Source organism: Streptomyces fradiae ATCC 10745 = DSM 40063 (assembly GCF_008704425.1).
GTDB classification, from domain to species: domain Bacteria; phylum Actinomycetota; class Actinomycetes; order Streptomycetales; family Streptomycetaceae; genus Streptomyces; species Streptomyces fradiae.
In genome coordinates, this window is sequence record NZ_CP023696.1 from 5,289,205 (window position 1) to 5,303,153 (window position 13,949).

General features: G+C 74.2%; 1 protein-coding gene. It reads left to right on the top strand.

Annotated features, from left to right (window positions below; translation table 11 throughout):
- The first annotated feature begins 30 nt into the window (after window positions 1-30).
- On the top strand, window positions 31-13,887 hold the full coding sequence (locus CP974_RS23540) for a non-ribosomal peptide synthetase (RefSeq protein WP_150485855.1): 13,857 nt from the start codon (window positions 31-33) through the stop codon (window positions 13,885-13,887).
- Window positions 13,888-13,949: the final 62 nt, after the last annotated feature.

Here is a 13,949-nt window from a genome sequence, read left to right on the forward strand (position 1 = left end):
GCGCGCACCGCTCTCGAAGGAGTAGCAACCGTGGCTTTCGCCCAGCATGCGGAGAACCGGACGCTGCCGGCGCTGTTCGGCGCACAGGTGGCCCGCCGGCCCGACGCGATCGCGCTGATGGCCGAATCCGGCTCCATGTGCTACGCCGAACTGGACGCGCGGGTGGCGAGAGCGGCCGCCGTGCTGCACGGCCGGGGGGTGCGCCGCGGGACGCTGGTCGGGGTGTGCCTGGAGCGCGGCACCGCGCTCATCGTGTCGATGCTCGCCGTCATGCGCGCGGGCGGGGTGTACGTACCGCTGGACCCGGCGCACCCGGAGGAGCGGCTGCGCTACATGGCCGACGACTCCGGCCTCGGCCTGGTGGTCACCCAGCCGTCCGTGGCCGGCCGGTTGCCGGACCGGGTGCGCCGGGTACTCCTGACGGACCTGGACGACGCGGCGGCGGCCGACGCGCCCGCACCGGAGCTGGGCCCCGACGACGCCGCGTACATGATCTACACCTCGGGTTCCACCGGCCGCCCCAAGGGCGTCGTCGTCACCCACCGCGGCATCGCCGACCTGTCCCGCACCCAGCGGGAGCGCATGGAGGTCCTGCCCGGTTCGCGGGTGCTCCAGTTCGCCTCGCCCAGCTTCGACGCGTCCGTCTTCGAGGTCACCAAGTCGCTGCTGAACGGCGCCACGTTCGTCGTCCTCGACCGCGGCGGACTCGCCGGTGCCGAGCTGACCCGGGTGCTGCGCGACTTCCGCGTCACCCACGCGACGCTGCCGCCCGCCGTGCTGCCCACCATGAACCCCGACGACGTGCCCGGCCTCACCGCCCTGATGGTCGCCGGTGAGGCGTGCCCGGGCGAGCTGGTCGACCTGTGGTCGCGGGGCCGCCGCGTGTACAACGGCTACGGGCCCACCGAGGCCACGGTGTGCGCCACCATGAGCGCCCCCTTGGGCGGCAGCGGCACCCCGCCGCTCGGCGTCCCAGTCGAGGGCACCCGGGTGTACGTCCTGGACGACACGCTGCGGCCGGTCCCGGCGGGCGCGACCGGCGAGCTCTACATCGCGGGCGAGGGCCTGGCCCGCGGCTACTTCGGCCGCCCCGACCTCACGGCGGAACGCTTCGTCGCCGACCCGTACGGCCCCGCGGGCACCCGCATGTACCGCACCGGCGACCTCGTGCGCCGCACCGACGGCGGTGAGCTGGAGTTCGCGGGCCGCGCCGACGACCAGGTGAAGCTGCGCGGCTTCCGCATCGAACCGGGCGAGATCGAGGCCGCCGCCATGCGGCAGCCGGGCGTCGCCCACGCCGTCGCCCAGGTGCGCGAGGACCGCACCGGCCACCGCCGCCTGGTCGCGTACGCCGTCCCCGGCACCGGGGCGCCCACCCCCACGCCCGCCGCGATCCGCGCCGCCCTCGGACGCGAACTGCCCGCCTACATGGTCCCGCAGGCGGTCGTCGTGCTGGACGCGCTGCCGCTCACCGTCAACGGCAAGATCGACCGCGCGGCGCTGCCCGAGCCGTCCCCCTCCCAGCTGGTCGGCGAGTACGTCGCCCCGCGCGACGCCACCGAGGAGGCCGTCGCCGAGGTGTTCGCCGAGCTCCTCGGCGTCGACCGGGTCGGCGTCCACGACGACTTCTTCGACCTCGGCGGCGACTCCATCCGCGCCGTCCAGGCCCTGTCGCGCATCGAGGCCCGGCTGGGCGTGCACGCCGGACGGCGCGCGCTGTTCGCCCACCCCACCGTCGCCGAACTCGTCGCCGGCGGCCTGACCGCCGCCGCGGGCGACGGCATCCCGCGCGCCGACCGCGACCGGCCGCTGCCGCTGTCGTCGGCCCAGCGCCGCCTGTGGTTCCTCGACCAGTACGAGGGGGGCTCCACCGAGTACTACACCGGCAGCGCCTACCGGCTGCGCGGCGCGCTCGACGTGCCCGCGCTGCGGACGGCCCTGCGCGGGCTGCTCGCCCGGCACGAGTCGCTGCGCACCACCTTCCACGAGGAGGGCGGCCACCCCGTCCAGCGGGTCCGCGCCGCGGCCGACGTCCCGCTCGCGCTCGACGAGCGGGACCTGTCGGGCCTGCCCGGCGCCGACCGCGAGGAGGCGCTGTCCGCGCTGCTGCTCGCCGAGGTGGAGACGCCGTTCGACCTGACGACCGGCCCGCTGCTGCGGACGGTACTGGTGCGGCTCGCCGACGACGAGCACGTCCTGGTGCTGAGCACCCACCACATCGTCAGCGACGGCTGGTCCCTGGACGTCCTCACCAGGGACCTCACGGCGCTCTACCGGGCCGCCACCGACCCGCAGGCCGCCCCGCCCGCCGAACTGCGCCTGCAGTACGCGGACTTCGCCGCCTGGGAGCACGGCAGCCGGGACCGCGCGGCCGCCGCCGGCCGGCTCGCCTACTGGGAGCGGCAGCTGGACGAGGTGCGGCCCCTCGCGCTGCCCACCGACCGGCCGCGCCCCGAGGTCCGCACCACCCGGGGGGCGGTGCACCGCTTCGAGCTGACCCCCGCCGAGACGGACGCGCTGAAGGAGCTGGGCCGCGGCCGCGGCGCGACGCTCTTCATGACGCTGACCGCGATGACCCAGCTGCTGCTGGCGACCGCGTCCGGCAGCAGCGACGTCACCCTGGGCGTCGCCTCCGCGGGCCGGGACCACCGGCAGACCGACGACCTGGTCGGCTTCTTCGTCAACCCGGTCGTCATCCGTTCCAGGCCCCGCACCACGGACACCGTGGTGTCGTTCATCGACGGCGTACGCACCACCGTGATGGAGGCCCTCGACCACGAACTGCCCTTCGACCGGCTGGTCGAGGAGCTGGTCACCGAACGCGACCCGGCCCGCACCCCGCTGTTCCAGGCGATGATGGTGCTGCAGAACACCCTGCCCCGGCAGGTCGTCCTGCCCGGTCTCGACGTCGCCGAGGTGCTGCTGCCGCGCACCCGCTCCCTGTTCGACCTGGTGGTGGAGTACGAGGAGCGCGACGGCGGCCTCCGGGTGGCCATCGAGTACAACACCGGCCTCTTCGACGAGGCGTCCGCCCACCGGCTCGGCGAGCGGCTGCGCCGCCTCGTCGCCACGGCCGTCGCCCGGCCCCGCCTGCCGCTCGCCGCCCTGGACCTGCTGTCGGACGACGAGCGGCGGCAGCTCGCGGGGTGGTCCGGCCGCGCCCCGCAGAGCCCCGTGCCGACCGTCCCCGAGCTGTTCGCGGACGTCGCCGCGAGGGTGCCCGACCAGACCGCCGTGATCGGCACCGGCGAACGGCTGACGTACGCGGAACTCCGCTCCCGAGCCGAGGACCTGGCGCGCCGCCTGCGCGCCGCCGGGGTGCGCGCCGAGACGCCCGTCGTGCTCGTCCTGGAACGCGGCGTACAGGTCGTCGTCTCCATGCTCGCCGTGCTGCGCGCGGGCGGCGCCTACGTCCCGGCCCACGCCGGGCATCCGCTGGACCGGGTCCGCGGGCTGATCCGGCAGACCGGGGCGGTCTGCGTGATCGCCGACGAGGCGTCGAAGGACCGGGTCCCGCACGACACCGGGCTGCCCCTGATCGTCCTCGACGCGTCCGGCCGGCCCACGGACGACGGCCCGAGCGCACCGCTCACGGCAGCCGCGCACCACCCCGACCAGCTCGCCTACGTCATGTTCACCTCGGGCTCCACCGGCACCCCGAAGGGCGTCGGCGTCACCCACGACGCCGTCACCCGGCTCGCCGTGGACGGCCGCTGGCGCGACGGCCGCCACCGGCGGACGCTGTTCCACTCCGCGCACGCGTTCGACGCGGCGACCTTCGAGATCTGGGTGCCGCTGCTGAACGGCGGCAGCGTCGTCGTCGCCCCACCGCAGCAGCTCGACGCGGAGGCGTTCGGCGCGCTGGTCGAGGAGCACGGCGTCCACTCGACCTTCGTCACCACCTCGCTGTTCAACCTGTACGCCAACCAGATGCCGGAGTGCTTCTCCGGCATGCGTGCGGTGATCACCGGTGGCGAGGCGGCGAACGCTCAGGCCGTCCGCAAGGTCGCCGAGGCCTGTCCCGGCCTGCTGGTCCTCAACGGCTACGGGCCCACCGAGACCACCACCTTCGCCACCGCCCACGCCTGCGCGCCGCACGGGGCCGAGGCGTCGACGCTGCCCATCGGCACCGCCCTCGACGACACCCGGCTGCTGGTCCTCGACGGACTCCTGCGCCCGGTGCCGCAAGGCGTCACCGGCGAGCTGTACATCGGCGGCGCCGGTCTCGCCCGCGGCTACTGGGGGCGGCCCGACCTGACCGCCGAGCGGTTCGTCGCCCACCCGACCGCGCCCGGCGAGCGCCTCTACCGCACCGGCGACCTGGTGCGCCGGACGGCCGACGGCGCCCTGGAGTACGTGGGCCGCGCCGACGCCCAGGTGAAGATCCGCGGATTCCGCGTCGAACTGGGCGAGATCGAGGCCGCGCTGCTGCGGCTGCCCGAGGTCGGCGAGGCGGCGGTCGTGGTGCACGACACCGGGACCGGGTCGAAGCGGATCATCGGATACGTGGTCGCCGAGCGCGGCGTGGACGCCCCGCTCGACCGCGACGGCATCCGGGCCCGGCTGGGCGAACGGCTCCCCGAGTACATGGTCCCGGCGACCCTCGTCCCGCTCGACGCCCTGCCGCTGAACAGCAACGGCAAGGTGGACCGGCGTGCCCTGCCCGCCCCCGACCCGGCCTGGGCCGCGGACGAGGCCGTGTACGTGGCGCCGCGCGACGAGGTCGAGCGGGTGCTCGCGGAGGTGTTCGCGTCGGTGCTGGGTGTGGAGCGGGTCGGTGTGCACGACAACTTCTTCGATCTGGGCGGTGACTCGATCCTGAGCATCCAGGTCGTCTCCCGGGCCCGCCGCGCGGGACTGCGGCTCACCTCGAAGGACGTCTTCGTCCGGCAGACCGTCGCGGGCCTGGCGGCCGTGGCCGTCCCCGACGGCGGCGAGGGCACCCCCACCGCACACGAGCAGGGTGTGGTGTCGGGTGGGGTGGCGGTGACGCCGATCGTGGGCTGGTTCCTGGGGCGGCATGTGCGGGCGCCGCATCACTTCAACATGGCGGTGCTGCTGGAGCCGGGTGGGGGTTTCGAGGCGGGGGTGCTGCCGGAGGCGGTGGGGGTGCTGCTGGCGCACCACGACATGCTGCGGTTGCGGGTGGTGGAGGGGGAGCTGTCGGTCGCCACGTCGGAGGATGTGGGCCGGGTTCTTGAGACCGTGGATGTGCGCGGTCTGTCGGGGGCGGGGCTGGACGCTGTGGTGCGGGAGCACTCGGTGCGGGTGCAGTCGGCGCTGGATCTGGCGGAGGGTCCGCTGGTGCGGGTGGTGCTGTTCGACGGTGGTGCGTCGGGTGGTTCGCGGTTGCTGCTGGCGGCGCATCACCTGGTGGTGGACGGTGTGTCGTGGCGGGTCCTCCTGGAGGACCTGGAGACGGCGTGCCGACGCAAGCCGCTGGGCGCGAAGACCACCTCCTTCCCGCACTGGGCGCGGCTGCTCACGACCGCCGCCGCGGAAGGCCGCTTCGACGCGGAGACGTCGTACTGGACCGAGGCCACCGCGGGAGCCGGGGCGGAGATCCCCGTGGACGCCGACGGGGCGAACCTGATGGGCACTCAGGCCACGGTGCGGTGTGAGCTTCCCGAGGGGCTGACGCGGCGGTTGCTGCAGGAGGTGCCGGGGGTCTACCGGACGCAGGTCAACGATGTGCTGCTGGCGGCTCTGGCCCGGGTGCTGTGCGGCTGGTCGGGTCGGGAGCGGCTGCTGATCGACCTTGAGGGCCACGGCCGCGAGGAGTTGTTCGAGGGGGTGGACCTGTCCCGGACGGTGGGCTGGTTCACGACGATGTTCCCGGTGGTGCTGCGGTCGTACGACGGGTGGGACGCGCAGATCAAGCACACCAAGGAGGCCCTGCGGGCCGTCCCCGGCCGCGGCATCGGCTTCGGTGCCCTGCGCCACCTCCGCGGCGAGCTGGAGGCGGTCCCCGCGCCGCGCGTCAGCTTCAACTACCTCGGCCGGTTCGACCCGCGCGGCGAAGACGGCCTGTACGAGTCGATCACGCTCAACCCCGGTGGCGAGTACGCGCCGGAGGAGGAGCGCGCACACCTGCTGGACGTGGTCGGTCAGGTGGTGGACGGGCGGTTGGTCTTCGACTGGGCGTTCTCGACGGCGGTGCACGACGAGGCGACGGTGGCGGGTCTGGCCGAGCGGTTCGCGGCGGAGCTGACGGAGCTGGTCGGGCATTGCCTCACGGACGGTGCCGGCGGGGCGACCCCGTCGGACTTCCCGCTGGTGTCGCTGTCGCAGGCGGAGGTGGACCGGCTGGTCGGGGACGGGCGGGACGTGGAGGACGTGTACCCGCTGACCCCGATGCAGCAGGGCATGCTCTTCCACACCCTCCTCGAACCCGACTCCCCCTCCTACTTCGAACAGCTGATGTTCGTCCTCGACGGGGTCACCGACATCCAGGGCCTCGCCCGCGCCTGGCAGCGGGTCGCCGACGCCACGCCCGTCCTGCGCACCTCCCTCGCCTGGGAGGGCCTGGACGAGCCGGTCCAGCGGGTGCACCGCTCGGCCCCCTTCCCCGTCACGGTGGGGGACTGGAGCGGTCTGCCGGAGGAGGGGCAGCGGGCGGCGCTGGAGGAGTTCACGGCGGCGGACGAGCGGGCCGGGATCGATCTGTCCGTGGCTCCGCTGTCGCGGGTGGCGCTGTTCCGGCTGTCGGAGACGCGGGTGCAGGTCGTGTGGACCTTCCACCACATCCTGCTGGACGGCTGGAGCCTGCCGCTGGTGATGGCGGACCTGTTCACCGCCTACCGCGGCGGCGCCCTGCCGGCCCGCCCCGCGTTCCGCGACTACCACGCCTGGCTCAGCGAGCAGGACACCGAGGCGGCCCACGCCTACTGGCGCGACGTCCTCGCCGGATACGACACCCCCGTCCCCCTGCCCTACGACCGGGCCCCCGACGACGTGCGCTCCACCCGCTCCACCGCACGGCTGGTCGACGACCTGCCCGCCGGACCGACCACCGCCGTACACGACTTCGCCAAGCGCCACCGGATCACCGTCAACGCCATGGTGCAGGCGGCCTGGGCGCTGCTGCTGTCGGCGTATTCCGGCCAGACGGACGTCGTGTTCGGCGCGACGACCTCCGGCCGCCCCACCGACCTGCCGGACGTCGAGTCCACCGTCGGCATCTTCATCAACACCCTGCCGGTACGCGTCCGCCTCGACCCGGCCCGGCCCGTCGCCGACTGGCTGCGCGGCATCCAGCTCCAGCAGACCGAGGCGCGCGGCCACGACTACCTGCCGCTCGCGCGCGTCCAGGCGGAGGCGGGGCTGCCCGCGGACACCACCCTCTTCGACAGCCTCGTCGTCTTCGAGAACTACCCCGTCGACGAGGACAGCGCCCGCGCCCACGGCCTGACCGTCCGGGACATCAGCGCCAACGAGGCCACCAACTATCCACTGATGCTGGCCGCCTACGACGGCGACCGGATCGGCTTCCACCTGCGCTACGACCCGCACCACTTCGACGCGGACACCGCCCGTCGCCTGCTCGACCGGCTCGTCCACCTGCTGACCGCGCTCGTCGCCGAGCCCGACCGCAGGCTGGCCGCCGTGCCGCTGCTCGCCCCCGGCGAACAGCGGGCCGTCCTGGGCGGGCCCGCGCGGCGCGGGGACACCGACGGCACCATGATCTCGCTCTTCACCGACCAGGCCGCGCGGCACCCGGACCGCCTCGCGCTCATCGGCGAGGACGAGCGGCTGACCTTCGCGGAGCTGGACGCCCGCTCCGACCGGGTCGCCCGCGCGCTGAGCGCCCGGGGCGTGGGGCGCGGGGCGTTCGTCGGCGTCTGCCTGGAGCGCGGCCCCGCGCAGACCGTGGCGTACCTGGGCGTGCTGAAGGCCGGCGCGGCCTATCTGCCGATGGACCCGGCGTACCCGCTCGACCGCCTCCAGTACATGGTCGACGACTCCGGCATCCGCATGGTCGTCACCCAGCGCTCCCTGGCCGGGGCCGTCCCCGCGACCGAGCGGCAGCTGATCCTCGACGAACCGGCCGACGACGGCACGGAGCCGGCCGCGCCGATGCCGGAGGTCGGCCTCGACGACGCCGCGTACATGATCTACACCTCCGGATCGACCGGACGCCCCAAGGGCGTGGTGGTCAGCCACCGGGGCGTGGCCGAGCTCGCGCGCACCCTGCGCGACCGGATGCGGATCACCCCGGACTCGCGCACCCTGCAGTTCTCCTCGCCCAGCTTCGACGCGGCGGTCTTCGAGAGGGCCGCGTCCCTCCTCAACGGCGCCGCGCTGGTCACCCCGTCCCGCGACAAGCTCGCCGGTGACGAACTCGCCGACGTCATCCGGGACTTCGGTGTCACCCACGCGCTCCTGCCGCCCGCCGTCCTGCCCACCATGGACCCGCGGGAGCTGCCCGGACTCGCCGTCCTGGCGGCCGGGGGCGAGGCGCTGCCCGGCGAACTCGTCGACCGGTGGTCGCGGGACCGCTGCCTGGTCAACGCCTACGGGCCGACCGAGACCACCGTGTGCGCCACCCTGAGCGGGCCGCTGTCCGGCGGCGCCACCCCGCCGATCGGCACCCGCGTCGAGGGCAGCACCGTCCACGTCCTGGACGCGTTCCTGCGGCCCGTGCCGGACGGCGTCGCGGGCGAGCTGTACATCGGCGGGGAGAGCCTGTCCCGCGGGTACTGGGGCCGCCCCGGGCTGACCGCGGAGAGGTTCGTCGCCGACCCGTTCGGCGCGCCCGGCGCACGGATGTACCGCACCGGCGACGTGGTCCGGCGCCGTGCCGACGGCCAGCTGGAGTACGTCGGCCGCGTCGACCACCAGGTCAAGATCCGCGGATTCCGCATCGAACTGGGCGAGATCGAGGCCGCGCTCCTCGCCCGGCCGGGCGTCAGGCAGGCCGTGGTCGCCGTCCGCGAGGACCGCCCCGGCTCCAAGCGGCTCGTCGGGTACGTCATCCCCGAGGACGGCACGACTCCGGACCCCGCCGCGCTGCGCGCCGCCGTCGCCGAGGTGCTGCCCGCGCACATGGTCCCGGCGGCCGTGGTGCCGCTGGACGCGCTGCCGCTCACCGTCAACGGCAAGACCGACACCAAGGCGCTGCCCGACCCGGACTGGGCGCCGGACGACGCCGCCCATGTCGCGCCGCGCAACGAGGTCGAGCGGGTGCTGGCGGGGGTGTTCGCGTCGGTGCTGGGTGTGGAGCGGGTCGGTGTGCACGACAACTTCTTCGACCTGGGCGGTGACTCGATCCTGAGCATCCAGGTCGTCTCCCGGGCCCGCCGCGCGAACGTCCACGTCACCTCGAAGGACGTCTTCGCCCACCAGACCGTCGCCGGACTCGCCGAGGCCGCCGCGCCCGGCCGGGGCGCCGCGCCGACGGCCGAGCAGGGTGTGGTGTCGGGTGGAGTGGCGGTGACGCCGATCGTGGGCTGGTTCCTGGGGCGGCATGTGCGGGCGCCGCATCACTTCAACATGGCGGTGCTCCTGGAGCCGGGTGGGGGTTTCGAGGCGGGGGTGCTGCCGGAGGCGGTGGGGGTGCTGCTGGGGCATCACGACATGCTGCGGTTGCGGGTGGTGGAGGGGGAGCTGTCGGTCGCCACGTCGGAGGATGTGGGCCGGGTCTTCGAGACCGTGGATGTGCGCGGTCTGTCGGGGGCGGACCGAGACGCTGTGGTGCGGGAGCACTCGGTGCGGGTGCAGTCGGCTCTGGATCTGGCGGAGGGCCCGCTGGTGCGGGTGGTGCTGTTCGACGGTGGTCGGGCGGGCGGTTCGCGGTTGCTGCTGGCGGCGCATCACCTGGTGGTGGACGGTGTGTCGTGGCGGGTCCTGCTGGAGGACCTGGAGACGGCGTGCCGGCGGATGCCGCTGGGCGCGAAGACCACCTCCTTCCCGCACTGGGCGGCACGCCTCGCCGACCACACCGAGCAGGGCGGCTTCGACGCCGAACTGCCCTACTGGACGGCGCTCACCGACGGCGTCCCCTCCGACGTCCCCGTGGACTCCGACGGGGCGAACCTGATGGGTACCCAGGAGGTGGTGCGGTGGGGGCTTCCGGAGGGGGTGACGCGGCGGTTGCTGCAGGAGGTGCCGGGGGTCTACCGGACGCAGGTCAACGATGTGCTGCTGGCGGCTCTGGCGCGGGTGCTGTGTGGCTGGTCGGGTCGGGAGCGGCTGCTGATCGACCTTGAGGGTCATGGGCGTGAGGAGTTGTTCGAGGGGGTGGACCTGTCCCGGACGGTGGGCTGGTTCACGACGATGTTCCCGGTGGTGCTGCGGTCGTACGACGGGTGGGACGCGCAGATCAAGCACACCAAGGAGGCCCTGCGCGGCATCCCGAACCGGGGGCTGGGCTTCGGTGCCCTGCGCCACCTCCGCGGTGAACTCGGCTCGCTCCCCGAACGGCGCGTCGGCTTCAACTACCTCGGCCAGTTCGACGCGCCGGCCGGTGAGGACGGCCTCTTCACCCCCTCGGACCTCCACCCCGGCGGCGAGTACGCCCCGCTGGACGAGCGGCCGCATCTGCTGGACGTGGTCGGCCGTGTCGTGGACGGGCGGTTGGTCTTCGACTGGGCGTTCTCGACGGCGGTGCACGACGAGGCGACGGTGGCGGGTCTGGCCGAGCGGTTCGCGGCGGAGCTGACGGAGCTGGTCGGGCACTGCCTCACGGACGGCGCCGGCGGGGCGACCCCGTCGGACTTCCCGCTGGTGTCGCTGTCGCAGGCGGAGGTGGACAGGCTCGTCGGTGACGGGCGGGACGTGGAGGACGTGTACCCGCTGACCCCGATGCAGCAGGGCATGCTCTTCCACACCCTCCTTGAACCCGACTCCCCCTCCTACTTCGAGCAGACGCTCCTGGTGCTGGACGGCGTCACCGACATCGAGGCGCTCGCCCGCGCCTGGCAGCGGGTCGTGGACGCCACGCCCGTCCTGCGGACGACGATCGCCCGGCAGGGCATCGAGCAGCCCGTGCAGATCGTCCGGCGCGAAGCCGTCCTGCCCGTCACGGTGGGGGACTGGAGCGGTCTGCCGGAGGAGGGGCAGCGGGCGGCGCTGGAGGAGTTCACGGCGGCGGACGAGCGGGCCGGGATCGATCTGTCCGTGGCTCCGCTGTCGCGGGTGGCGCTGTTCCGGCTGTCGGAGACGCGGGTGCAGGTCGTGTGGACCTTCCACCACATCCTGCTGGACGGCTGGAGCCTGCCGCTGGTGATGGCGGACCTGTTCACCGCCTACCGCGGCGGGGCCCTGCCGGCCCGCCCCGCGTTCCGCGACTACCACGCCTGGCTCAGCGAGCAGGACACCGAGGCGGCCCACGCCTACTGGCGCGACGTCCTCGCCGGATACGACACCCCCGTCCCCCTGCCCTACGACCGGGCCCCCGACGACGTCCGTGCCGCTCGGGCCACCGAGCGCCAGGAGCTGGACGTCCCGGACGGGCTGTCCGACGCGGTGCTGGACTTCGCCAAGCGCCACCGCCTGACCGTCAACACGGTCGTCCAGGGCGCCTGGGCGCTGCTGCTGTCGGCGTACTCCGGTCAGACGGACATCGTGTTCGGCGCGACGACCTCCGGCCGCCCCACCGACCTGCCGGACGTCGAGTCCACCGTCGGCATCTTCATCAACACCCTGCCGGTGCGTATCCGCCTCGACCCGGCCCGGCCCGTCGCCGACTGGCTGCGCGGCATCCAGCTCCAGCAGACCGAGTCCCGTCGCCACGACTACCTCTCGCTGGCCCGGGTCCAGGCGGAGGCGGGGCTGCCCGCGGACACCACCCTCTTCGACAGCCTCGTCGTCTTCGAGAACTACCCCGTCGACGAGGACAGCGCCCGCGCCCACGGCCTCACCGTGGAGGACGTCACCGCCAACGAGGCCACCAACTACCCGCTCACCCTCAGCGCGTACTCCGGTGACCGGGTCCGGCTGGTCCTCGGATACGAGCCGAAGCACTTCGACGAGCCGACCGTGCGCGGCCTGCTGGACCACCTCGGCGACATCCTCAGGGCCATCACCGAGGGCGCCGACGTGCCGCTCGGCCGGATGCCGGGCCGCCGGGACCCGGCCCTGGCCGCCTTCCAGGACGGCGGGACCACCGAAGTGCCCGGCCGGAGCGTGCCCGAGCTGTTCGCCGAGCAGGCCGGCCGGCGGCCCGACGCGGTCGCCGTCACCGGCGAGGACGGGCAGCTGACGTACGCGGAGCTCGACGCCGAGGCCGACCGGCTGGCCCGGGTGCTGGCGGAGCGGGGCGTCGGCCCCGAGTCGCGGGTGCTGCTGCTGATGCCGCGCTCCACGCGGGTGGTCGTGGCGATGCTGGCCGTGCTGAAGGCGGGCGCCGCGTACGTCCCCGTACACGCGGCGTTCCCCGCGGACCGGGTCGCCTGGCTGCTCAAGGACACCGCGGCCGCGGCGGCCGTCGCGGACACCTCGATGCTCGACCGGCTCGTCGAGCCCGGCGTGCCGGTGATCACGTACGACGCGATCGGCGACGCCGTTCCCGCCGGCAGCGGTGCCGCGCCGCCCCGGGTCCCGGCGGACTGCGCCGCGTACGTGATGTTCACGTCCGGCTCCACCGGCACCCCCAAGGGGGTCACCGTCAGCCACCGCAGCGTCGTGGCGCTGACCCGCGACCGGCGCTGGCAGGGCGCGCACGAGCGGGTGCTGTTCCACTCGCCGCACGCCTTCGACGCCGCCACCTACGAGGTGTGGGCGCCGCTCCTGGCCGGCGGCACCGTCGCCGTCGCCCCCGCCGGCGACCTGACGGCCGAGGTCATCCGCACCGGCGCCGCACGGCACGGCGTCACCGCGATGTTCCTGACGACCGCGCTGTTCACCCTGTTCGCGCAGGCCGACCCGGGCTGCTTCGGCGGACTGCGCGAGGTGTGGACCGGCGGCGAGGCGGCGCAGCCCGCGGCGTTCGCCAGGGTCGCCGAGGCGTGCCCGGACACCACCGTCGTGCACGTCTACGGCCCGACCGAGACGACCACGTTCGCCACCTGCACCCCGATCACCGCCGACGAGGCGCGGGCCGCCGTGACGCCCATCGGCCGGCCGATGGACAACACCCGCGCCTACGTCCTGGACGCGCTGCTGCGGCCGGTCCCGGCCGGGACGGCGGGCGAGCTGTACCTCGCGGGCGACGGAGTGGCCCGCGGCTACGAGAACCGGCCCGCGCTGACCGCCGAGCGGTTCGTCGCCGACCCGTTCTCCGCCGGCGGGCGCCTCTACCGCACCGGCGACGTGGTGCGCTGGGACGCCGACGGCCGGATCGAGTTCATCGGCCGCGCCGACGGACAGGTCAAGATCCGCGGCTTCCGCATCGAGCTCGGCGAGATCGAGAACGCCCTCGCCGACTGCCCGGGGGTCGCCCGCGCCGCCGTCGCCGTCGTGGACTCCCCGTCCGGGTCCAAGCAGCTGGTCGGCCACCTCCTGCCGGAGGAGCCCGCCGCCCGGCCCCACCCGGACGCCGTACGGGCCAAGCTCGCCGGGATGCTCCCCGCCTACATGGTCCCGGCGGTGCTGCTGCCCATCGACGAGCTGCCGCTGACGCCCAACGGCAAGGTGGACCGCCGGGCACTGCCGGCGCCCGACTGGTCCCGGATGTCCGAGGACCGCTACGAGGCGCCCGAGACCGTCACCGAAGAGGCGCTCGCCGACATCTGGGCCGGGATCCTGGGACGTGAGCGGATCGGGGTCCACGACAACTTCTTCGACATCGGCGGCGACTCCGTCCGCGGCATCCAGGTCGTCGGCGCCGTCGAGACCGCCTTCGGGGTGCGCGTGCCCACGCGGTCGCTGTTCGCCCACCAGACGCTGCGGGCCTTCGCCGAGGCCGTCGAGGAAGCCGTCCTCGCGGAGGTCGAGGACCTCGACTGAGCCATGAACCCCCCTGCCGAACTCCCATCCGCACCATACGGACCACCCTCGGAGGACAGCGC